Origin of the sequence: Novosphingobium sp. TCA1 (assembly GCF_009811895.1) — a bacterium.
In the GTDB taxonomy this organism is placed as follows: Bacteria; Pseudomonadota; Alphaproteobacteria; order Sphingomonadales; family Sphingomonadaceae; genus Novosphingobium; species Novosphingobium panipatense_A.
The window spans coordinates 50,919-73,533 of the sequence record NZ_BLJH01000009.1 but is presented as its reverse complement, the minus strand read 5'-3'; the positions used below and the strand labels follow the sequence as shown (position 1 = coordinate 73,533).

The 22,615-nt window shown below is 65.4% G+C and carries 19 protein-coding genes; 7 read left to right on the top strand and 12 right to left on the bottom strand.

Annotated elements, in window-relative coordinates; all coding sequences use genetic code 11:
- Nucleotides 1-74: 74 nt before the first annotated feature.
- Nucleotides 75-1,040, bottom strand: coding sequence for a glycoside hydrolase family 43 protein (locus NTCA1_RS12670; RefSeq protein WP_159830803.1), 966 nt, complete (start codon nt 1,038-1,040; stop codon nt 75-77).
- On the bottom strand, nt 1,037-2,029 hold the full coding sequence (locus NTCA1_RS12665; protein WP_236549287.1) for a family 43 glycosylhydrolase: 993 nt from the start codon (nt 2,027-2,029) through the stop codon (nt 1,037-1,039). Before NTCA1_RS12665 ends, NTCA1_RS12670 begins: the two co-directional genes overlap by 4 nt.
- Before the next feature lie 83 nt (nt 2,030-2,112).
- On the opposite strand from NTCA1_RS12665, the gene NTCA1_RS12660 reads away from it, so the two are divergent.
- The gene (locus tag NTCA1_RS12660) at nt 2,113-3,105 is read left to right on the top strand and encodes an alpha/beta hydrolase (protein WP_159830802.1); all 993 of its coding nucleotides are present in this window, start codon (nt 2,113-2,115) and stop codon (nt 3,103-3,105) included.
- A 62-nt stretch (nt 3,106-3,167) separates the two neighbouring features.
- Here the strand turns inward: NTCA1_RS12660 and NTCA1_RS12655 are convergent, their stop codons facing one another.
- The 3 genes from NTCA1_RS12655 to NTCA1_RS12645 all read right to left on the bottom strand — a co-directional run bounded on the left by NTCA1_RS12655 (nt 3,168) and on the right by NTCA1_RS12645 (nt 8,817).
- Entirely contained in the window at nt 3,168-3,845 is a 678-nt protein-coding gene (locus NTCA1_RS12655; protein WP_159830801.1) for a DUF6250 domain-containing protein, read from the bottom strand.
- The gene (locus NTCA1_RS12650; RefSeq protein WP_159830800.1) at nt 3,842-6,616 is read right to left on the bottom strand and encodes a Tat pathway signal sequence domain protein; all 2,775 of its coding nucleotides are present in this window, start codon (nt 6,614-6,616) and stop codon (nt 3,842-3,844) included. Before NTCA1_RS12650 ends, NTCA1_RS12655 begins: the two co-directional genes overlap by 4 nt.
- A 266-nt stretch (nt 6,617-6,882) precedes the next feature.
- A complete protein-coding gene (locus tag NTCA1_RS12645; RefSeq protein ID WP_374705185.1) occupies nt 6,883-8,817 on the bottom strand; it encodes a rhamnogalacturonan lyase in 1,935 nt (644 codons plus the stop codon).
- A 139-nt stretch (nt 8,818-8,956) separates the two neighbouring features.
- Here NTCA1_RS12645 and NTCA1_RS12640 point away from each other — a divergent pair, with 139 nt between their 5' ends.
- Nucleotides 8,957-12,136: a TonB-dependent receptor gene (locus tag NTCA1_RS12640; RefSeq protein ID WP_236549286.1), complete on the top strand. Its 3,180-nt coding sequence runs from the start codon at nt 8,957-8,959 to the stop codon at nt 12,134-12,136.
- 90 nt (nt 12,137-12,226) lie between these two features.
- Here NTCA1_RS12640 and NTCA1_RS12635 read toward each other — a convergent pair whose 3' ends face one another.
- The 3 genes from NTCA1_RS12635 to NTCA1_RS12625 form a co-directional block, all read right to left on the bottom strand.
- Complete coding sequence (locus tag NTCA1_RS12635) at nt 12,227-14,386, bottom strand: TonB-dependent receptor domain-containing protein (protein ID WP_236549285.1); 2,160 nt, start codon at nt 14,384-14,386, stop codon at nt 12,227-12,229.
- Between the two features lie 124 nt (nt 14,387-14,510).
- Nucleotides 14,511-15,038, bottom strand: a complete 528-nt coding sequence (locus NTCA1_RS12630) for a CHAP domain-containing protein (RefSeq protein WP_159830799.1) — start codon at nt 15,036-15,038, stop codon at nt 14,511-14,513.
- A gap of 112 nt (nt 15,039-15,150) precedes the next feature.
- Nucleotides 15,151-15,765: a DUF1826 domain-containing protein gene (locus NTCA1_RS12625; protein ID WP_159830798.1), complete on the bottom strand. Its 615-nt coding sequence runs from the start codon at nt 15,763-15,765 to the stop codon at nt 15,151-15,153.
- Nucleotides 15,766-15,841: 76 nt separating this feature from the next.
- Between NTCA1_RS12625 and NTCA1_RS12620 the strand changes: the two genes are divergently transcribed.
- On the top strand, nt 15,842-16,258 hold the full coding sequence (locus tag NTCA1_RS12620; protein WP_086492547.1) for a MerC domain-containing protein: 417 nt from the start codon (nt 15,842-15,844) through the stop codon (nt 16,256-16,258).
- A 342-nt stretch (nt 16,259-16,600) separates the two neighbouring features.
- On the opposite strand, the gene NTCA1_RS12615 is transcribed toward NTCA1_RS12620, so the two are convergent.
- Together NTCA1_RS12615 and NTCA1_RS12610 are read right to left on the bottom strand one after the other, a co-directional pair.
- Nucleotides 16,601-17,953 carry a tetratricopeptide repeat protein gene (locus tag NTCA1_RS12615; RefSeq protein ID WP_159830797.1) on the bottom strand — a complete coding sequence of 451 codons (1,353 nt, stop codon included), beginning with the start codon at nt 17,951-17,953 and terminating at the stop codon, nt 16,601-16,603.
- 181 nt (nt 17,954-18,134) lie between these two features.
- Nucleotides 18,135-18,593: an XRE family transcriptional regulator gene (locus tag NTCA1_RS12610; protein WP_159830796.1), complete on the bottom strand. Its 459-nt coding sequence runs from the start codon at nt 18,591-18,593 to the stop codon at nt 18,135-18,137.
- 106 nt (nt 18,594-18,699) lie between these two features.
- On the opposite strand from NTCA1_RS12610, the gene NTCA1_RS12605 reads away from it, so the two are divergent.
- Nucleotides 18,700-19,416: a murein L,D-transpeptidase catalytic domain family protein gene (locus NTCA1_RS12605; protein ID WP_159830795.1), complete on the top strand. Its 717-nt coding sequence runs from the start codon at nt 18,700-18,702 to the stop codon at nt 19,414-19,416.
- A 53-nt stretch (nt 19,417-19,469) separates the two neighbouring features.
- Here NTCA1_RS12605 and NTCA1_RS12600 read toward each other — a convergent pair whose 3' ends face one another.
- Both NTCA1_RS12600 and NTCA1_RS12595 read right to left on the bottom strand, forming a co-directional pair.
- A complete protein-coding gene (locus NTCA1_RS12600) occupies nt 19,470-19,781 on the bottom strand; it encodes a hypothetical protein (protein ID WP_159830794.1) in 312 nt (103 codons plus the stop codon).
- A 241-nt stretch (nt 19,782-20,022) separates the two neighbouring features.
- The gene (locus NTCA1_RS12595; protein WP_306439288.1) at nt 20,023-20,433 is read right to left on the bottom strand and encodes a nuclear transport factor 2 family protein; all 411 of its coding nucleotides are present in this window, start codon (nt 20,431-20,433) and stop codon (nt 20,023-20,025) included.
- 105 nt (nt 20,434-20,538) lie between these two features.
- Between NTCA1_RS12595 and NTCA1_RS12590 the strand changes: the two genes are divergently transcribed.
- The 3 genes from NTCA1_RS12590 to NTCA1_RS12580 all read left to right on the top strand — a co-directional run bounded on the left by NTCA1_RS12590 (nt 20,539) and on the right by NTCA1_RS12580 (nt 22,496).
- The gene (locus NTCA1_RS12590; protein WP_159830793.1) at nt 20,539-21,546 is read left to right on the top strand and encodes an NADP-dependent oxidoreductase; all 1,008 of its coding nucleotides are present in this window, start codon (nt 20,539-20,541) and stop codon (nt 21,544-21,546) included.
- A 134-nt stretch (nt 21,547-21,680) separates the two neighbouring features.
- Nucleotides 21,681-22,046 (top strand): Rieske (2Fe-2S) protein, encoded by a 366-nt coding sequence (locus tag NTCA1_RS12585; RefSeq protein ID WP_306439287.1) that lies wholly within the window; start codon nt 21,681-21,683, stop codon nt 22,044-22,046.
- 21 nt (nt 22,047-22,067) lie between these two features.
- On the top strand, nt 22,068-22,496 hold the full coding sequence (locus tag NTCA1_RS12580; protein ID WP_159830792.1) for a nuclear transport factor 2 family protein: 429 nt from the start codon (nt 22,068-22,070) through the stop codon (nt 22,494-22,496).
- Nucleotides 22,497-22,615 lie beyond the last annotated feature (119 nt).

Below are 22,615 nucleotides of genomic sequence, written 5' to 3'. Positions count from 1 at the left end.
TCTTGAAGAATACGGCGGGGCCCTCCCACGCCGGAACTATCGGCTCCCGGATCCTCCATCCGGGAGCCGCTTTTTCAGGTGTCCAGAGCGGCGAGCAACTTGCGGTCGATGCGCACCAGCGAGCCGTGCCGCGCGCCTTGCGGCATGACCAGGCGCTCGCTGACATCCTGCCAGTTCACCATGTCGCGGGTGGATTTCGCGCCCCAGCGGCCGTCTCGATAGATGTCGTAGTAGCAGATGAGGTCGGCGCCGATCCGGGTGGTCATCGGGCCTTCCACCCACGAGGGCGTGAAAACCTCGCCCAGAGGCGCGAAAGGCCCCAGCGGCCTGCGGGCGGAGGCGGCGCGCAGCCATTTGCGCGGAGGATCGACCGTCTCGTCCTTCACCACCAGCCAGAGGCCGCCGTCCGGGGCATGGGCGAAGGTGCCGTCGATCACGCTGAAGCCGGGGTCGTAGAGCACTTGCGGCGCGGCGAAGCTCTCGAAATCGGCGGTGGTCGTATACCAGAGCCGGTGGTTGTAGCCGCTTTCGGAACTGCCTGCGGTTTCGGTGAAGCGGCTCTCGACCGTGCTGGACCAGAAGATCACCGTGCGGCGCGTCACCGGATCGTAGATCGCCTCGGGCGCCCAGCAGTTGCGGGTGCGGGGGACCGAGGCCATGACCGGGATCGCGCGCTGGGGCGTCCAGTTCACGAAATCGCGCGTGGTGGCATGGCCGATGGTCACGCCTTCCCATGCCGTGGTCCAGACGCAGTGCCAAGGTGCGTCCGGTCCCTCGCCGCGCCAGAGGAACGGATCGCGCAGCAGCTTCTTCTCGCCCACTTCCGGCACGAGGAAGGGCTTGCCGCCACCAAGCGTGCGGAAGGCAAAGCCGTCTTCGCTCACCGCCAGCTTCAGCCCGTCCGCCTCACCCTTGCCGGTGCTGAAATAGGCGAAGAGCAGGGGGCCTTCCGGCTCGGACGGGGTAATGCGTGTAGTGGCGCAGCCCGCCAGTGCCGTAGCGCCGAGGCAGAGCGCGCGGCGATCGAGCAGCAGGCTCATCGCCGCGTCTCCTTCGGCGGCGTCAGCCGGACATGGGTGGGGCTGTCGCGGTCTACGGTAATCACCCCGTCCTTCTCCTTCAGTTCCGCGATCTGGAGCACGCTGCGGCGGTTCCAGTCGGGGTTCGCCTTCGCCTCGTCCTCGCCGCCCTGATGCACGAAGTAGACGATATAGGCACGTGTCCCAGAGACGATCACGTCGGGATGCTGGCCCTTGGCGCGGTCGGTCGGCGCCTGTCCCGGCGTGGCCAGGATGTGGCCGGGCTGGGTGGTCCAATGCTCTGCGTCATCCGAGCGCATGACGAGCAGGCCCTTCCACGCGTCGGAAACCAGCCACCAGCGGCCCTTCCAGTGGAACGCCTTGGGGCCTTCGCCGGGCGTGGTGGTGAGGCGGTCCTTCACCGTCCAGTGGATCAGATCGGCGCTGTCCGCCGTGCGGATCGCCTTGCCCATGCGCTCGTCGTTGAAGAACAGGCGGTAGCCGCCCTTCGGCAGCGCGATCACGCTGGCGTCGATCACGCGGTCGGATCCGAGGTCGAGCCGCTCGCCGCAGTTCCACGATTTCAGGTCGTCGCTGGTGAGGTGGACGATGAAGCGCGGGGCGTTCCAGTCGCGGAACACGCCGGGCACGACGGTCAGCCACATGTGCCACTGGCCATCGAAGCGCTCGATATCCGGCGCCCAGAGCGTTTCGCCGGTGCAGCTTGCCGGGATCGTGGCCGTGCCGCCGTAGCGCCAGTGGACGCCGTCCTGCGAGCGCGCCGTGCCGATCGCGGTGCCGTGTACCCAGCGCACGTCCTTCTCGTCCTCCATCGGCAGGTCGGCGCGGCGGTTGGTGTAGAACATCACCCATTCGCGCGCGGCCGGGTCGTAGACGGTGCTGGCATCGGCGGCGCCGTCATGCACCGGATCGCGGAACAGCGGCTTGGGCGCCACGTCCGCCGCCTGGGCGGTCGCGGCGGCGAGCAGCAGCAGCGAGGCGGCGATCATGCGGCAGTTCCTGCGCAGGCGAGAGTTCGAGTGATTTCCAACATGTTCCGATGCATAGAAAGACCTTCCAGGGAGAGTGCAATATGTCGCGTGATCGCCGTCAATTCTTGGGTTCGTTGAGCGCCCTTGCCGCCGCGCCGCTGCTGTCCGGCCGTGCGCTGGCTGCCGAAGGTGCAAACGCGGCGGCGAGCGAGCGCTTCCCGATCTGGCCGGGCTCGCCGCCGGGGCTTCCCAAGGGCGGTGTGACGGAAGAGCGGGTGCTGCGCACCAACAAGGGCAACCTTGACGATTTCGCCTGGCCCCATGTCGCGGTGCCGATGCTGACGGTTTGCCCGGCGGCGAAGCCCACCGGCGCGGCCGTGTTGACATTTCCGGGCGGCGGCTATGCGCGCGTCGCCATGGGGACCAGGCCTTCCGCGACCTCGCGCTGGTTCGCAAGTCAGGGCGTGACCGCCTTCGAACTGCTCTACCGCCTGCCGCATGACGGCTGGACCGGCGGGCCGGACACCCCCTTGCAGGACGCCCAGCGCGCCATGCGCGTGATCCGCGCCAATGCCGCGAAGTGGGGCGTCGATCCGGCCAATGTGGCGACCATCGGCTTCTCCGCCGGCGGGCATCTGTGCGGCAGCATCGCCACGCGCTTCGCGGCGAAAGTCTATGAACCGGTCGACGCCGCCGATGCGCAGGACGCGCGGCCTCTGGTGGCAGGCATGTTCTTCCCGGTGGTGAGCATGGCGCCGCCGCTCGCCCATGCGCAATCGCGCCGGGAACTGCTGGGGCCGAACCCAGGCGAGGACCTGTCGCGGCGGTACTCGGTTAATCTCGACGTGCCCGCCGCTACGCCGCCGATCCTGCTGGCCCATGCGGCGGACGATGCGGTGGTCGATTGCGGGAACAGCCTTGCCATGTTCGAAGGGTGCCGGGCGGCGAAGATTCCCAGCGAACTCCATGTGATCGAGAAGGGCGGCCATGGCGCGCCGCTGTTCGAGCCGGACGGTCGCGCGGGCCTGTGGCTGACCCGCTTCGCCCGCTTCGCGGCGCGGCACGGATTGCGGATTCCCTCCGACGGGGCGTGAACGGACGGCCGAACGGTTGTAGGGATGGAAGGGCGTATAGAGAGGAGCCATCCTGTGGCTCCTCAGCGCCCCGACCCAAGCGGAACGATTCGAAAATTGCGGATCCGCAGATGGCTCTTGGTCGTGCGCAAGGCGAACCAGCCCCGGCGATAGGGCGCGGCATCCGTCATCGTGAAAAGCCGCTTACCGCCGAAGTCTACGGTCACCGTCGCGCCATCGGCGGCGAGGCGCACCGGCACCCAGCGATTGGCCACGAGCAGTGCTGCCGGGTCCGCCCGGTCATGCTCGGGCAGGAGCGGGCGATTGCCCGGTTCTCCTAGATAACGGCGCATCCGGGTGGTGGTGTTGCGATTGCCGCCGATGCCCACGTAGTAGGTCTTGAGCGTGTCGTAGGCTGCGAAAGCGCCGCTGCGGGGCCGGGCCAAGGGCGACCCCTCCGGCGCGGCGGGGTCGGTGGCCATCCAGAAGGCGTTGACGTCGCTCACGGCGTCGTTCGGTCCGCCTGCCGAGACGGCCATGACCTCGTATTCGATGGCGAGGGGTCCGATGAGTTCGTCGCCCCACCAGACCGAGATGCCTTCGGGCGCATCGATGTCCATCACGCCGCCCTCTACGGTGACGCGCGAGGGCGCTTCCGCCTCGACACGCCAGTGCGAGCGGCCGTGGCGGAAGTCGTCCGTTTGCGGCTTTGCCGCCGCCGACAGCAGCATGAGCGTGAGGGCGGCGGCGAGCTTCCTCATTCCAGCGCATCCCCGATCAGCGTCAGGTTTACGGTCGCGGCGATGCCCCACTGGGCGGCATCGTTGGTGGAGACTTCGCTGATCTCGTCCACCGGCTTGAGCACCGCAGCGCCGGTCACCTTGCGCGCGCCGCGCGACTGGTCCCGCCCCTCACGGTCGCCTGCGCCAAAGAATTCGCCCCAGGCGCGCTTGACGAGGTCCGGCTTGCCGAGTTGCACGCCTGCATAGGCGGTGTAGCGTGAATGCGCCTGCGTCAGCGCGCGGCCCTTGCCCGATGCGCCGGTGCGGGCGCGGAACTCCGCCTCGGGCGCGTTGTAGAGTTCGCAGTATTCGAGCCAGGTTTTGCGGAACGCCGGCTCGTCGACGAGTTCCAGCAGTTCGGCAGTGATCTCGAACACGCCGAACACGCCGTTGAGGTGGCTCATGTTCACTTCGTCATTGGCGCCCACGAAGCGGCCGCTGGCAAGGTCGAAGGCGCCGCCGCCCGCCAGCCAGCCCTTGGGCAAGGCGGCGATGGAGCGCATTCCGGCCACGATGCGATCGCGCCAGCGGGTGTCGCGCGTGCGTTCCCACTCGGTCAACCAGGCACCCAGCATGGATCCCCATACGGTCCCGAACTGCATGAACACCTGACCTTCCGGCAGCGGCTGTTCGGCCACCACCGCGCCGGTTCCGGCAGGCGGCTTGCTGGCATCGGCGCGGTGCATCACCTTGCGGCCGATATCGACCGTCTTCAGCGCCTGGTCGCTGTCCACCAGCGCGCGCATCAGGTCTCCGCAGCGCTCGTCGGTGGTGAGGTAGTAGTAGAAGCGTCGATAGGCGGCGTTGGACACGCGCTGCTGCTTCGAACTGTCGGCCCAGTGCTGTACCCCGTGGCGGGTGCCGAGCCCCTTGAATCGGCCCGAATGATAGACGTCCACCTCGCCGGTGTGGCGCGTCATCGCCTCTGCCAGACGGAACACATCGGCGCGGCCCGTGCGCAGGAACCCGTACCAGAGCCACATGTCGGTCGAGAGTTCGCTGTTGTCCCAGGCGAAGCCGCCGATGTCGTAGCGCCAGACGTGCCGGTCGTTGTCATAGCTGTGCATGACGTCGCCATAGTTCCAGAAGCCGTACCAGCGCCGCTGGTCCACCTGCCCGATGTAGAAATCGAGTTCCTGCTTCGCCCGCGCCTCGATCTTTCCGCGCAGAGGCCCGCCGGAAGCGATGGGGCTCCACGGGCCGAACAGCCCGGCGGAATGGACCCGCGCGACATTGGCGACCAGACGCGGCGGCGTGGCAAGGCCTTTGCCCATCTCGGCCAGGCGTTCGCGCGGCGGTGTGGCGGGCAGGGCCCAGATGCGGAATTCGGTGGTGCGCGCGATCCCGGAGGCATCGCCCCAGCCCGGCTCGTAGTCCTCGTAAGTGACGTCGAGGCCGAGGTTCTGCGCCTCGTAGCGCTCCATGCCCATGACATCGTGGTAAAACCGCATGTCCATCGCCGGGGCGTCAGGGGCGTGATACCAGACGGTGAATCGCGCGGTATCGCTGGCGGCATTGGCGATGTCGAGGCCGACCGGGCAGCGCTGCCAGAAGTCGTGCATCCCGAAGGCGACGCCGCCCGACGGACCGCCGATATAGCCAAGCCCCGGCGCGCGCCCTGCCGTATCGACATCGATCCAGCCGCAGCCCGGCTTGGTGCGCTTGACGATCGAAAAGCCGTCCGAATTGGGCTGACGCAGGCGGAAATCGCCCCATGCGGGGATGTATTCGATGTTCTGACGGACTGCCGCGCCCATCTGGTCGAGCGGCGGCGTGGCCGCGCCCGCCACTTGCGCATCGCGGAAGGCCTTGCCCGGATCGCGGCGCAGGCCGGTCAGCGGGCGCACGGCCTCGCCCCACAGGCCGCCATTTTCGCCTGCGAAGCGAACATGGCGATCATGCAGCTTGTCGCGCATCGGCACTGCGCCTTCGAGGCCCAGCCCGCGGATGAAGCGCTTGGCCGGATCGCCGTCGAAGATCATCGAATGAACCAGACGCACGCTGTCCGAACCCGCGTGGAAGTAGAGCCGGACGGAGAAGGGCATCCAATCGCCCTCCGTTCCACGATGGCGCCCATCGAGGTTGATGACCGCGCGGATCGGGCCGTTCTGTTCGACCGTCGCGCTTTCGATGGCGCTGGTCCAGCGGGCGAGCGCGGGGGCGCCATCCTCGTCATCGGGGCGGTCCTGCGCGCTGGCGAGCAGGCGCACCGATTGCAGCACTTCGGCCGAGCCGACTTTGGCAGAGCGGATCAGGGCCTCGCCGGATTTGCCCACTGTCCAGACGGTCTGGCCCACGGTGACGGTGATCGCATCGCCCGCCTCGCGCACGAAGAGCGTCTGCGCGGGTTTGGCCGTACCGGGGACGACGCGTAGAGAGCCGGTGCGGGCGCCATTGGCGGCGGCGGCGTGCCCGGTCCACTTGATCGAGCCGTCCGGCCACCAGGCCATCGGCCAGGTCTGCACCGCTTCCCGCGCGCCGCCAGCGCCTTCGAGAACGTAGCCGCGCTTGTCGAACCGGGTGCCGCGCGGCCAGGGCTGGCCCCACGACTGGCCTTCGTGTGCGGAGGGGGCATTGCCGTCGAGCCAGACCACGTCGTCGCCCGGCGCAATGCCCGATCCCAGGGGCTCCTTCGCGGCCACGGGGGCGGCACTCGCGCGATCGGCGGTTAACGCCATAGACCCGGCCATGGCGGACGTGGCCAGAGTTTGGGCCAGCATCTCGCGGCGGCTCCAGACCAGCTTACTCATTTACTCTCCCTTGGGTGCGGCGTTTTGAGAGCGCCTTATGTGGGATGATATTTCATCATGTGGATCGAATCGTCAACCGGGATGGAGCGTGATTTGCATTTGCCTTATCCGCACCGCTGGTCTCCCACGCTCAACTGCAATCCATACTCTCCGTCATCCTGAACTTGTTTCAGGATCCATTCCTGACCATCAGCGGCGGCTTGTTCGGCGCGATGGATCCTGAAACAAGTTCAGGATGACGGGAGCATGGGGCAATGATGCGCTCCTTACCGCTCCCCGTTCGGCCCGGCGCCGAGGTAGAACCCGGTATGCGGCGGCTGATTGTACGCGGTGTTCTGCCACGCGACGCCGAGGCGGTAGACCGGGTCCTGCATCAGCGTGACGAAACGGTGCGTGGTGGCGAAGGGCGTCGTGTAGATGCGCAGTTCGCGGTTGTCGGCCCGGCGCCAGATCACTTCCTCGCGCCAGTCGCCGATCAGATCGGCCTGAAGCGCGGGATTGGCCTTGGTGCCGTTGTTCGAGGCAAGGCCCTCCGGCAAGAGCAGCGTATCGGAAGTACCGCGCTCCCAGTTCCATTTCGAGATCGTGGTGCCGTCCAGCAGCTCGCGCAGCAGGTCTCCGTCCCACCAGATCGCGAAGTTCATCTGGCGCGGGCGGGGTCCGATCTCCCGGCCTTTGGTGTCGTAAAGCCGGTCGGAGTTGGAGGCCCAGAACTCGGCGCCGTAGTGGCGCGGATCGATGTCGGCGGCCACGCCGCGCCCGGTGTCCTGATCGGCGGGCGTGGTCCAGAGCACTTCGCCGCTGCGCGCATCGAGCAGGGCCGAACCGAGCCCGCCATTGCTGCGGATATCCTCGAAAACGCCGAACTTTTCGAGGCCGGGACGCGCCGGGTCGAGATCGCTGACGTGCATGGTGTCGCCGTGGAACAGCGGTTTCGTCCAGAGGCCCTTGCCGTCGTCATCGACCGCCATCGAGCCGTAGATCACCTCGTCACGCCCGTCGCCGTCCACGTCTGCCACCGAGAGCTGGTGGTTGCCGCGACCTGCATAGTCGGCATTGCCCGGCGCGGAACTGTCGAACAGCCAGCGCTGCGTCAGCTTGCCGCCGCGCCAGTCCCAGGCGGCCAGCGCGGTGCGGGCATAGTAGCCGCGTCCGAACACCATGCTCGGCAAGTGGCCGTCGAGATAGGCTACGCCCGCGAGGTAGCGGTCCGAGCGGTTGGCATAGCCGTCGCCCCAGGATGCCGCGAGCTGCTCCGGCGTGGGATTGCCGCCCGGAAAGCGCGGCGGATCGTAGGGCGCGGTGGCCAGCGCCTTGCCGGTCAGGCCCTCGAACACGGTGAGATATTCGGGCCCCTTGACGATGCGGCCCTGCATCGGCGCGACCTTTGTACCGTCCGGCAGGACCTTGGCGCCGGTGCGGTCCTGCTGCGGCACTTCGCCGCCGCTGCTGCGCCAGTCGGCCTTTGCGTCGCCGATGACCTTGCCGGTGCCGTCCACCGTGCCGTCGCCGGTCTTCATCGCCACTTCAGCGCGGCCATCTCCGTCGAAGTCGAAAACCAGGAACTGCGTGTAATGCGCCCCGGCGCGAATGTTGCGGCCCAGATCGATGCGCCAGAGGCGTGTGCCGTCGAGGCGATAGGCATCCACGAAGACGCTGCCGGTATAGCCGGTGTGGGCGTTGTCGTGACTATTGGTGGGATCCCACTTGAGAACGATCTCATGCAGGCCGTCACCGTCGAGATCGCCAATGCTGGCATCGTTTGCAGTATAGGCATAGGCCTCTCCCGCGGGAGTCACACCATCGACAGGCGGCACGAGCGGTATCGAGAGATATCCCTTGTCCCACATCATGGCACGCTGCGGACCGACGCGATCACCTACGCGCTGTACGGCATAGGTGCTGGCGGTGGTTCCCGATGTGTCGACGAAAGCCGTCGCCGCACCCTGCCTGGTGACGGTCAGCGGCTTTCCATCGCGGAGCACGCGGAAGCGCGCATTCTTCGGATCGTCCGCCAGAAGCCGCCAGGTCACCAGCATCCCGCCGTCTTTCGCCGGTAGCGCGACGGCACCGCGATTCAGCCGCTCCGGTGCCCCAAGTTGCGGCGCGGCAGTGGCCGCGACACAGGTCGATGAAACCAGCCCCCACATGAGCGGCAACATAAGGGTACATGCGCGAATTCGGGCCGCCATTTGCATCATCCTCCGGTTTTGGAACCACTGCGGTCCAAATTATGCCATTGCATCCCACATATCGGTTCAATAAGTGTCCGTCTAGAAACTGATTCGATCGGCGACCGGAAAACCGGACTGGCAAGTATCGACGGGACTAGAAGAGGGGATGGATATGCGAAAGCATGGCAATGAAAATAATAGATTTTCTTCTGCATCGCTAGTAGGCCGCCATGGTCTTAAGGGCGTTTCCGCACTGGCGCTGGCAGGTGCCCTTGCCACATCTTTCCCCGCATATGCTCAGACTAATTCCGAAGCCGAACCGGAATCCGCCCAGGAAGAACAGCCGCCGCGCATAGACGACAAGACCGCCGAAAAGGTCATCACCACGGCCAACGACATCGTCGTCGTCGGCACCCGCGCCTCGCTGCAATCGGCCATCAACCGCAAGAAGCAGGCCAATACCGTCGTCGATTCCATCGTGGCCGACGATATCGCCAGTTTCCCCGACAAGAACATCGGCGACTCCTTGGCACGCATTACCGGCGTGCAGCTCAGCCGCGATTTCGGCGAGGGCGTGCAGGTCTCCATCCGCGGCGTCGAGCCGGACCTCAACCGTGTGGAAATCAACGGCGTCAGCCAGGTCAGCGCCCTGGGCGAACGCGCCGGCGACTTCCGCGAACTGGCGACGGAACTGGTCAAGTCGATCGACGTCTACAAGGGCTATGCCGTCGACCTGACCGAAGGCGGCATCGGCGGCACCGTGCGCGTCGAAACGCGCAAGCCGCTGGACCTGCTGAAGCCGATCCTTTCCGCCACGGTTTCCGGCCAGCATCTCGACACCACGGAAACCTGGCGTCCGCGCGTGTCATTCTTCGCGGGAACGCCCAGGTTCCTGGTGGACGGCCTCGCCATCCTGTTCAACGGCACGTATAGTGACGTGAATACCCGGCAGGACTACATCAGCAACACCAACTGGCGGCGTATTGCCGACTTCGACCATTCCACCGACAAGACCGTGGAAGACCCGCTCTATGCCGGTTACGACAGCTACGAAAGCTGTGCGGGCGTGGGCGGACCGACGACGGCAAGGGCGACCGCCAATCGCCTCGCCTGCGAAACCCAGTTCTTCGACTGGGCACCGCTGGCGCCGCGCTATCGCCATCTCGTGCGGAACGACAAGCGCATCTCGGGCGATCTCACGCTGCAGTATCAGGTGGCGCCGAACTTCCGCGCCTATGCCAATGTGCAGATCAACAAGCGCAGCCAGAACCTGCAGGACGTCAACTACGCGGTCGATCTCGGCGTGTTCCAGCGTTTCAATCTCGATCCGCAGCTAGCAGCCGGCGCCGGTGGCGGCACCTCGCGCCCGCAAGTGGCGCTGGGCACTTCCACGGTGAACGAGAACCATGTCGTCACCGGGGTGACGACGGCGCTCAATGCCGTGAATATCGGCTCTGCCGCCAACCCCAACTGGAACGGCGCGGCCAATATCGTCGGCGTGCAGCGCCGCGACTTCAGTTACGATCAGGATTCGAAGTATTTCTCCGGTGGTTTCCGCTGGGACCTCGATCGCCTGCACGTCGATTTCATGGGATCGCATGCCAAGGGACACACCAATTCCCAGAGCAACCTGATCTCGTTGGGGACCAGCGTTGCCGGGATCGTCGTCGATCGCAACAATGCGCAGGGCATTCCGGTCTTCCAGTTCCCGTCGAATTTCGATCCGGCCGATCCCAGCGTCTATACCGACTTCACCCGCGTGGGTGCCAATGGGCAGGTGCTGCCGGTCTACGGTCCGACCGTCCAGTATCGTCCGGCCGAGTACAACAATATCGAAGACCAGTTGAAGTTCGATGCCGACTGGGAAATCGACCACCCGATCATCAGCAAGATCGAGTTCGGCCTTCAGGCACGCCGCCAGAGGTTCAAGAACTACCTGGGCGGCGGATCGATCCTGCTCGATCCGGCGACGATGCAGTACCAGTCCAGCGCCAACGTGTCCTATACCACGACGATCCAGGACAATCCGGCGGTGCCCCGCAACGGCAACACCTGGTTCATCACGCCGGGGCAGTATACCTCGCTGATTTCCTCGCTCGGCGGGGTGACGGGCGGCGCGCCGCTGTTCACCGGGCTCAAGAATGCGCCCTCGGGCATTCCAAGCCGCCTGGCCTTCCCGAATTTCGACGCCGACGTCCTCTCGCAGATCTACGACCTGTCGGGCTTCGACCACGATCTCGTGCGCTTCGCCGACGGCTATCCGCAGATTCCGAGTGCCAAGATCACCGAGACGGTCATGGCGGGCTACGTCATGCTCGACGTCGATACCGAAATATTGGGCATGCGCCTGACCGGCAACGGCGGCCTGCGCTTCACCCATACCGAGGACAAGGGCCTTGGCACCAATATCAGCCGGGTGACGCGCTTCAATGCTACCGGCGGCACCGAAACGGTGGTCATCGCCGCGCAGCAGCTGGAGCTTTCCAACAGCTACACCGACTTCCTGCCCGCGTTCAACGCGAACCTGGAACTCCAGCCGAACCTCTATCTGCGCGCCAACTATGCGAAGAACCTGGCCCGTCCGAAGCCGCTGGACCTCGTGCCGAACATCAACTGCGTGGACGACCAGACGATTTCCGGCACCGACGATATCTGCACTGCGGGCAACCCGGAATTGAAACCCTACCGCGCGGACCAGTGGGAGCTGAATCTCGCCTGGTATCCCAATGCCGATACCATGCTGAGCCTGGGCTATTATAAGAAGTACGAATCGAGCTTCGTGATCCCCAACGTCGTTCGCGACGGCGTGGACCTGTTCCAGGACGGCGTTCCCTATACCGTGCGCCAGCCGGTCAACGGGCAAGGCGCCCTGCTGGACGGCATCGAGGCGAGCGCGCAGACGGTGTTCACGTTCCTGCCGAAGCCGCTGGACGGGTTCGGCGCCTCGGGCAATTTCACGTATGCCCGCGCCATCCGCACCAACCTGACCAATGCCGCCACGAACGAGCCGCTCAAGGAATATCCCGGCCTTTCGTCCTATACCTACAATGCCAGCATGTTCTACGACAAGGGCTGGCTCAACTTCCGCCTGAGCTACAACTACCGTTCGAAGTGGCTGGTGACGCCGCTGGATGCGAACAACGGCAACAACCCGGTCTATCGCAAGGGCGAGGGGTACCTCGACGGCAAGGTCACGCTGCGCTTCCCGAAGTACCACTTCGACGTCTTCTTCGAGATGCAGAACATCACCAAGGAATACTCGAAAACCTTCATCAACAAGGACATGCCGATCGAGCTGTTCTATCCCGGCCAGCGCATCTTCGTGGGCATGCAGGCCAAGCTCTGATTTGAGATCGGGGGAGAGCGGGAACTCTCCCTGGTCATCCCGCCGTTCCGTTCGCCAAGGGACCTGGCAAACGGGACGGCGGTTTCCTCATCAGAACGCGGTGCGCAGGCCGAACACGAAGTTGCGGCCACGCAGCGGCGAGGCATCCTTCACGAAGGAGGCGTGGTTGAGCGCGAAGGAGTTCGTCAGGTTGGTGCCGCGGGCGAAAAGTTCGGCCCAGCGGTCGGTGCCGAGGTCGAGCTTGTAGGACAGCGTCAGGTTCAGCATGTCGTAGCCCGGCGTTTCCGTCTCGAAATCGGCGATGCGGTCCTGGCGGAAGGTGCGGTAGTATTCCGCCTGTGCCGAGAACGGCCCGACCGCGCCGTCGATGCGCGTGCCGAGGCGGCCGGGCGGAATGCGGGGCAGGTTGCCGAGATCATTCTTAAGCTTGGCGCGCACATAGTCGCCGAAGATCGCGACGCCCAGTTCGGGGATCACCTGATGGCGCACTTCGCCGTCGACGCCGGTGAAGGTGGCATCGGCCGCGACATAGTGGATCAGGCGGAAGTCCTCGTACTGGTCCAGCGTCTGGCCGAAGATGTAGTTGTCCACCTTCTGGTGATAGGCGCCCACCGTGAAAGTGGTGGCGCCGCTGGTCTTGCGGAAGGTCAGGTTGACCGACTTGCCGGTTTCGAGGCGGTTCTCGGTGGAGGCCATGCCCTCGAACGTGCGGCCGGTGACCATGCCGATCTCATAGGTGTTCGACGCGAAGTGGGGGCCGAAGGCGTAGAGTTCCTGCACGTTCGGCGCGCGCTGCGAGCGGGCCAGCGACAGCGCCAATGAATAGCCCTCGGCCACCTTCCACAATGCCGAGGCGGAGACCGAGAAGGGATCGTGCGACTTGGCGGGCATGAAGGTGGTCAGCGCGGTCTGCGGGCGGATGTTCTGCCATTCCTTGCGCAGGGCGGCCTCGATGCGCACCGGGCCGAAGTCGCGGCTCTCGTGAAGGAACAGGGCGGTATTGTCGATGTCGAAGGGCGTGTACTGGGTCTGGCCGTTCTCGATCACCGAATGAATGCCGCTGAACGTGCTATCCGAATGCTGGACCCCCAGCACGCCCCGGAAACCGGCCAGCGGCTTGTGGGTCAGTTCGAAGCGCAAGTCGAAGGCCTTGTTGCGATAGGTCGTGGCGATCTCGTCGTGCTCGATCTCGTCATGGCGATAGGTCGTGTGGGCCATGCGGAAGCGGACCCGTTCGAAGCCGGGCAGGGGATCGCTATAGTCGCTGCGCACGTCGAAGCGCTCGCTGCGCAGCTTCACGAAGAGGCTTTCGTCCTCATGCTCATGCCCGTGGTCATGATCGTGGTCATGATCATGGCCCTCTTCCTCGTGGCCGTGGTCGTCCTCGCCGTGATCGTGCGATCCGCAGTGGAGGCTGGGGCCATGGGTATGGCAATCCTCGTATTCGTGGCTGTGGCCGGGCAGCCCGTACTTGCTGCGCACGCGGGTATAGGCGAAGCCGAGGTAGCCGTCCGGGCCGACCCAGGATCCGCCCGCGCTGAAGGTGGAGCTTTCGCTCCAGGATCCGGGGACGTGCTTTTCTCCGAAGGCGCCGGGCACGCGGTAATCGTCGGTCTCGCGGTGTGCGCCTTCGACGCGCAGGGCCAGCGCGCCGGTGCCCAGCGTCACGCCGCCCACGGCAGAGCGTTCGTCATCCCCGGTGCCGAGCCTCGCTTCGGCACTGCCGCTGACGCCGCGTTCGGGGACGGCGGTCGGGATCTTGGTGTCGAGCAGGTTGACGGCGCCGCCGATCGCCCCGCCGCCGTAGAGCAGCGCGGAAGGGCCGCGCAGCACTTCGATGCCGCGCAGCAGCAGCGGTTCGCCGGTGATCGCGTGGTCGGCGGAAATGCCCGAGGCGTCCTGCACATTGGTGCTGTCCGAAAGGACCTGCACGCGCGGCGAGGTCTGGCCCCGGATCACCGGACGGCTGGCGCCGCCGCCGAAATTGTCGAAGTGGATGCCGGGCTGGCCTGACAGCGTCTCGCCCAGGGTGCCCTGGCGGCGGTGCGCGAGTTCGTCGCCGGAAAGGGTGATGACCGGCGTGACCGTCTCGTCGGCGGTTTCCTCAAGCGGGGCGGACGTGACGAGGATCTCCCGGCCTTGCGGGGCGGGCGCCTCGGCAAAGGCGGTGGCGGGGATCAGTGCGAGAAGGGAAACGGCGGATCGATGGGCCAGTCGGCGGGCAGGGCGATGAGCAAGGCGAACGGACAAGAAAACCCCCTGAATCTTTTAGGAGGTTTTGTTTAATGTGATGTAATAACATTACTCAAGCGCGAGGTTGCGCCGTTATCAATATGTTACAAATGGGAAATCTTGCCGCGCGGCAAGGTGCGCCTCAGCCCGCGCTTTTCGCGGATTCGTCATCCGCAGCATTCGCCAGCTGGGCCGGGGGGAGGTCGATGGCGGGCTGGTCGTTCTCGCCGTAGATGAACCCGAAAGTCGGGTTCTCGCGTGAGCCGAGTGCGTGGCTGGGGCCGTACCAGACCCGCACATTGCTCCAGTCCCCCGCTTCGGAAACATCTTCGGCCAGCGCGCTGCGCTCGATCAGGCCCGGACCGGACCAGTTGGCGTGGTCGAGCAGGACGTGCCGCGCATCGACCACTTCGCGGATCATCGCGACATGGCCGTAGGGCATGGCCGAAGTGGACTTGAACACCAGGACCGAGCCCGTCGCGGGCATATGGCCGCGCTTGTAGGTGCCTTTGGCCTGTTCCCACCAGGTCGCCGCATTGCCGTGGATGCCGATCCCGGACTGCGCGCGGGCATAAGGCACGCATTGCAGGTGCTGGGCCATGGCCGGAGCGGCGAAGGCCTGAAGTGCAAGGGAAAGCAGGGCGGCGGCGACCAGGGAAACCTTGTTCATGAGGGTACGTTATAACGTCTCTGATTTTCGAAGGTAGCCCGGCCCCGGCGTGATGATCGCACGGGGCGCACCGTTCGTCGCGCAGTGGGGAACCGAACCGGTGAAAGGGTATTTAGCGGCTCGCAGCGGAATCGATAACCAGCACAAGGCGGGTTTCGCCCAAATCTGCGATGGGCGGTGAGCGGTGCAGGATGGACGGTTCGCCGTGGGCAAGCCGTCCCTTGAACAGCCCCACCGTTCCGGCCGCCAATTCGTGAACCTGGTCTTCGCCTCCACGCATCCATTGCGTGCCGCGGCCGAAGTAGGTGGTGATCGTGCGGACCGTCACGAAGTCGGCGTGGAACTTGCGGCAGGCGTCGGTCTCCACCACTTCCAGCCGGATCGTTACCCGCTGCTCGCCCAGCAGCCGGGCGTGCAGGGCCGCCAGCATCGCGACGTCCGCCACCAGCACGGGGCAGGGGGGATAGCCGCTGTCCCGCAGGAGCGCGCGGAACTGCTCCTCCACCTTTGCCGCTTCGCATGTCAGCAGCAGATCGTCGACCGTATCGAGATCGATGGCGGCGATTTCCTGCGCCACGCGCGGATCGAGATGCCGCTCCCAGAGTGCGAGATCGACATCGTCGGCGAGAATCCTGCCGAGGATAGCGCTCTCCTGTCCATGCACCGCGCCGTCCCGGTCTGCCTGGGCTGGCGGGCGAGGTGGTTCGATCACGGCAAGATTTTTCATGGGCGGCCCTTTTCAATGCGGATTGGATCGCCATGTAATGTTGTAACATAACTATATCAAGCAGGAGCCGAACCGAATGAGCGAGCATTGCGTCTCCCCGCACTGGGCGCCCGATGGGGCGCGGAAGCGCCTATTTGCAGATATCGTGGAATCGACCGCGATTTCTGCATCGACGCTCTGCATGTTGCATTGCCTCGCCCTGCCGGTGCTGCTGTTCCTGCTTCCCGGATTGCTCGGCACGTTCTTCCAGTCGGACCTGTTCCATCTTGCGGCGCTGGGCCTAGTGGCGCCGGCTGCACTGGCCGCCTTCCTGCTGGGCTATCGCCGCCACGGCGCGGCGGGACCGGCCCTGCTGGGCGTAGCGGGGATCGCCTTCCTCGTGCTCGGCGTGCTCCACGCGCCGCTGCCGCTTGGCGAGACGGGGCTGACGGTGGCGGGCAGCCTGCTTCTGGTGGGTGGTCATGCGTGGAACTGGCGCAAGCGCAAGGCATGAACAGGTCAGGAGGTTCTACCAACAAAATGGGCCGGCCGACAAAATAGGCCCCGCCGGTCCTATACCCGCGGGGCCAAGTTTTGGGTCGCTAGTACAAGCACCGGACTGGCCAGATCCCCCGATCCCCGCAATCCCTTTCGGAAAATTGCGCCCCCTCGATGCTCGAGAGAAGTTTTACAACGAAACTTGTGATTCCCACGTGATGCAAATTGCTGCAAATTGCGGAAGATCACCGAAAACCGGCCGGAAAGTCAGGGGTATAGGCAAGCCCGGTCCGAGTGAGCGCTCACATCTGCACGCAGCGCAAAGTGAGGGTGTCGTCAACCGGATTCGCGTGTAGGCCTAGGGCAGCCGCACGTCCGGTACCGGGGGCATGAGCTGGTCCAGCAGCCGGTTCACTTCGCGGTCGTTTTTCCAGCTAGCCTGGATTCGGCGCGTGACCGGCCGCGAATACCAGCGCTCGCCGAGTACGACCGCTTCGCGCATCAGTTTCAGCAGCAAGTCGCGGTCGTGCATGGACGAGGCGTAGAAGGCCGGGGTCTGGCGGATACGCCGTCCGCCTTCTGCTATCTCGCCCAGGGCATCGGCCACCATGATCCGATGGGCATGGGCGGGATCGTCCGCGACCGCGCGGGCGAGCCTGCGGGAGAGCTGCTCGGTGCCGGGATCCTCGCGCAGGCGCGCGAAATCGGCGAATTCCCGCGCGAAACCGTGGATGTCGCCGCGGCCGAGATAGATCCAGTACAGGCAGCTGCTGACCGTGGCGTCCTGCGGGTAGGTCCGCTTCAGATCGAGCAAGGCTTTCATCGCCGCTGCGTCGTGACCGGCCTGCCACTGCGCCCAGGCCCGCTCCACCGCAATGGGCTGCGATCCCGGCGAAAGTTCCACGGCGCGCGCGTAATAGCGTTCCGCCTTGGCGCTTTCGCCGAGGTCCGAAAGGACGTTTGCCAGCCAGAAATAGGTCAGCCCGTCATGCGGCGCACGGTTCAGCGCCTTGCGGAAGGCCTCGAGCGCGGCTGCGGGATCGTTGTCCCACCAGTAATCGATGAAGGCCTTGGCCCGGTAGGCACTGGCCAGTCCCGGATCGAGTTCCAGCGCCTTGTCGGCGGCGATCCGGGCCCTGCCGTAAGCCTCCGCATCGCTGACTTCGCCATATTCGCGGTAGATCAGCCAGGCCTCGGCCAGCCCGGCGCGGGCAGGGGCATAGCCCGGCTCGCGGGCGATGACGGCGCCGTAGAGGCGGATCGAGGTGGCGAGGTCCCTTGGTGTGCGGTGCGCCCAGGCGTCACGGGCGGCGATATAGTCGCGGGCGGCAAGCGGGTCGGCGGGAAGCGTTGCCGAGCGGGGCTTGTGCCAGGTCATGAAGGCGGCGGCCATGGCCAGGATCAGCGCGAGCGCAACGGCGAGGGCCAGGGGCCACTTGCGCTTTGGTTTCGGAAGATCGGCAAGAGGCGACGGAACGGCGGGTTCCGGCTCCGGCGCGGGGTCCTCGGGCTTGGGATCCTCGCCGGGATTGCGGCTTTCCCATTCGGCCAGTTCGTGGCGATAGGCGAAGACGGTCTTCTGCTTGCCGCCGGGAAGCTGGTGGATCGGCAGCCCCCGCTCGCGTGCCCAGCGCGCGACGGTGGTGCGGTCCCTGCCGAAATAGGCTGCGATCGCCTTCCAGCCATCCAATCGGCGTTCGTCTGAATTCATGCGGATTCCGCGACCTTGCCCCTGCTGTCAGACTAGCTTTTCACCCGCTTCGGCTCAAGCGCACAACTGCACACATGGCGTGTTGCATGAGGCTATTTCGCAACGGGAAGGAGTCCCATTTCAGGACGAATAACTGGTTTAAAAATCCGCCGCAGGCGGATTTTTAAACGGTTGCACGCCTTCATCGTCCCGCTTCCGCCCTTGCGATCAGGGCGTCTAGCGCGGTGCGGCCGTGGCGCAGTTCCTCGATGATCTTGCGCAGTTCCGGGGCGGTGATCCGGGAGCCGCCTTCGCTGTCCACCGCCTGCGCCTCGACGATGCTGTGAAGCGCCTCGACGATGGCGAGCACCGGGTCCATCGGCAGGCGCGCGCTGGCCAGCGGCACGGCACGGACATCGCCGAGCGCCAGGAAGGGGTCGATCGCGCCGGGGCCGAACTCCTGCTCGATTCGGGTCAGGATCAGGGGATCGAGGCTGGTGGCGCGGCCACGCGCGTTGCGGATCGTTCCGGTGGAGCAGCCCAGTCGGGTAGCCAGCTGGGCGTCGGACAAATCCCCGCTCTTCTGTAGGTTACGGATGATCACGCCCACTGCGGCGCGGTAATCCTCACTCGAAAGTCTAGCGGAACGGCTTGCCGTCATGATGTATGGTCCTTTCTCGTCTTTCGAAGCGGGACAAGAGCTTGTGGCGGAGCGGGCAAATCTGGCCAAGACTTTGTCGACGGAATCGCTATATGGCAGCGAGGATATGAAATTCAGCCGTCGCAATCTGATCGTTGCAGCCACCGCGTTCGCAGCGTCATCGTCCTCTGCAGCCCGCGCCATCTCCTCCGCAGTGCCGGAGCGCAGCCGCGCGCCCTCGCTGGTGCTTCCCAAAATTGGCCCGAGAGCCGGAACGATCGCGCCGGTAGCGCCTGCCGCCCTGCCGCCCGTTCCCGCGGCCTTCCGGCCGGAAGGCATTCGCCCCGAACTGTTCGACGCGGCCATGCAGGCGCTCGACCGGCATGACCGGCGCGTCCGGCGCGACCGGATCGGAGTGGTCGATTTCTCGGCCTCCTCGTCCGAGCCGCGTTTCCACCTTGTCGATCTGGAAAACCGCAAGACGACTTCGGTTCCGGTCGCGCACGGCAGTGGCTCCGATCCGGGCCATACCGGTTGGTTGCAGCGTTTTTCGAACCGTCCGGGTTCCAACGCCAGCAGCGAAGGCGCCTATCTTACCGGCGATTACTATTACGGCGGGCATGGCCGTTCGCAGCGGCTGATCGGCCTCGATTCGACCAACAGCAATGCGCTGGAGCGGGCCATCGTGATCCACGGGGCCTGGTATGCAGAGCCGAACATGATCGGTGCGCACGGCAAGCTGGGCCGCAGCCAAGGCTGCCTCGCGGTGGGCGACAGCCTGCTGAGCCGCGCTTTCGACCACCTTGGCCAAGGGCGCATGATCTACGCCGCCAAGATGGCGTAAGGGTTCGAAAATGCCCGCGTGAGGGCATTTTCGAATGAGCCTCTACATTCTCCTCAGATCGTCACCAGCGCGCTGACGCGGTGCGAAAAGGGGTGGTTCGGCGTCGCGCCCCGGCTGATCTGCGAGAACATGCCGTCGCCCAGCTCGGCGAGCTTGGCTTCCACCAGCGGCAGGTCCTCGCCGCGCTTCACGTCGAGATGGACGTGAAGCTTCCCCTTGAAATCCAGCGTCACGTCGTCGGCTTCGCCGATGCGGTCGCGCAAGTCGGCCAGGATGACGGACAGCTGGTCGTTCAACGGCGTGGTGGACCTTACAGTCCCGGCAGGGATGGAATCGAGCGAGTAAACCGTTGCATCCTTCGGCATTCAGTGGCCCCGTGCTGAGTGTTGCGCTGATTGCTGCAACTGCGAGCATAGCATTTCGGCGCCCATAAAGAACGGCCTAGCGAAGCTTTCTGTGCATTTCTTTCAAAAGGACCGGGCGATTTTCGTCGCACGCCGCCGGCATTGCAAAGCTTGTCCATTGAAAGCGCAAGGAATTACAGCTTGTTCCCGTTCAGCTAAGGCAACCGATTGTTTTTTTGCCCGGTGCGACCCTTGGGCTCAGTCACAAGGCGGCAGATTTCGCCTCGGCAGCGGCAACGAAAGGCGCGGGATCGTAATAGAACGGCTTGATCTCGCAGCATTTCCCGTCACGGAAGCGGAAGCGTTCGCATATTTCGGCGGGGGGCAGCGCCGGATCGGCGAAGCGCAGCGAGAGCAGGGTCACGGCATAGTCGGTTCCGGCGGTCGTCTCGATCCGGTCCAGCGCGGCGACGTCGCAGAGGCCCATGACTTTGGCATAGAGATCGCGCAGGCCCGTTCGTCCGCGATATTCCCCGGCCATCGGCAGTCCCTCCGCTTCGTGGGCGACGAAATCGTCCGTCAGCATGGCACTGGCCGTGTCCCAGTCGCCCGCGCCGGTGGCGGCATAGAGGCGGTCGACGAAGGCGATCATGTCGTCGCGGCTCATGGTCATGGCTTTGGCTCCTTCTCCCCGGCGAATGTGGCAAAGGCGCGAATTTCCCGAACCTAGCGTTTCGACTAGCAGTCCCGGCGCGGGCGACGGGGCTAAGCTGCCGGAATGGGAAAGGTCAGACAGATAGTTCTGGCGAGGCGACCCAAAGGGGTGCCGGTGCCGGAAGACTTCGCGCTGAGGGAGGCGGAACTGGCGCCGCCCGGTCCGGGGGAGTTCCTGGTGGCGATGCGGGTGGGTTCGGTCGATCCGGCGATCCGCGGCTTCCTCGACGACCGGCCAAGCTATGTCGAGCCGGTCGCCCTCGGTGCGCCGGTCAAGGGGATGTCGCTGGGCGAAGTGGTGGCATCCCGCCACGCCGACTATCCGGTCGGCACCCTGGTCCGCGCTTTCGCGACATGGTCGGACCACTATGTGCTTTCGGGCGAGGCCTGGGGGCTGGAGACGGTGCGCAGAAGGCCGGACACGGAACTTCACCATTACATGGGCGCGCTCGGCCCGGTGGGGCTCACGGCCTGGGTCGGCCTTTTCGCCGTGGGCGAGGCGAAGGCGGGCGAGACGGTGGTGATCAGCGCCGCGGCGGGGGCGACCGGTTCCACCGCCGGGCAGATCGCCAAGGCGCGAGGCTGCAAGGTCGTCGGCCTGGTAGGGTCGGCCGAGAAGGCGGCGGTGATCCGCGACCTCGGGTTCGACGCGGCCATCGATTACCGCGCGACGCCCGACATCGCGACAGAGATCGCGAAAGCGGCGCCCGAAGGCGTGGATGTCTACTTCGACAATGTCGGCGGCGAAGTGCTGGAAGCGGTGCTGCCGCTGATGCGCCTGCATGGCCGGGTCGCCGTCTGCGGCATGGTCGGCCAGTACAACGATGCCGACCACCCCCACGGGGTGCGCACGCTCTGGCAACTGGTGGTCAACCGCATCCGCATGCAGGGCTTCATCACTTACGACTATCCCGAAGTCCTGGCGCAGGCCCAGGCCGAACTCGACGCCTGGGTCGCCGAAGGCAAGCTGAAGCCGCTGGCCAACTTGCGCGACGGTTTCGACAAACTTCCCGAGGCCTTCATCGACCTGATGTCCGGCCGCACCATAGGAAAGACCCTTGTTACAATTTGAAAATTCGCCGCAGGCGAATTTCGCGGCGCCGGCCCACGCCCCCACCCTACCACCCAACGGTAGTATCCTGCGGGTGGTAGGGTGGGGGCGTGGGCCGGTGCCGCAAGAAAATGCCCTTTTCGGGCATTTTCCAAATGGTCTCTGACATGATGAGCGACGTCTGGCATGGCTTGATCGCCGAGGCCGAGTTTCCCGAGGAAGGCAAGCTGGCCGCGCGGATCGCGGGCTGGAGCGTGCTGGTGGTGCGCACGGATGAGGGCTTCAGCGCCTTGAACGATCGCTGCACGCACCAGGCCGCGCGGCTTTCCGGCGGCAAGGTACGGCGCGGCGCGATCATGTGCCCGCTGCACGGCGCCCGCTTCGAGGCAGCGACGGGGCGCTGCATCGGCGGCACTTATGCCGACCTTCGCCGCTTCGCCTTGCGCATCGCCGAGGGGATAATCGAGGTCGCCGTGCCCGATACGCCGCCGGGGCCGGATGAACGCCCGGTCGAAACCTGACCTTCAGAACGGGAGAATGCCATGTCCTTTGCCGGACCATTCGAGGATCGCCTGGCCATACGCGAACTGCTGGAAACCTACGCCGACGCCGTGACCCGCCGCGATGCGCAGGACTGGGGGGCGACCTGGGCCGAGGATGCCGAATGGTCGCTGCCGGACTATCCCGAACTTGGCACCACCAGAGGCCGTCCGGCGATCGTCGCCATGTGGCTGGAAGCGATGAAGGCCTATCCCGGCATCATGTTCGAAGCCTGGCCCGGCGCGATCGCGGTCTCGGGCGATAGCGCGACGATGCGCAGCTATACCTCGGAAGTCTACGACCAGGACGGCGTGACGATGCGCGACCGGGGAGTCTATGAGGATACGTGCGTGAAGATCGGCGGTCGCTGGCTGTTCAAGAGCCGCTCTTTCCGCAACATCCATCGGCAGCACGCGCCGAAAGGCTGCTGAGATTCTTTGAAAAATGCCCAGATGGGCATTTTTGAGCGGCACCAGCCCACGCCCCCACCCGACCTCCCACGAGTGTATCCTGATGGGAGGTCGGGTGGGGGCGTGGGCTGGTGCCGCAA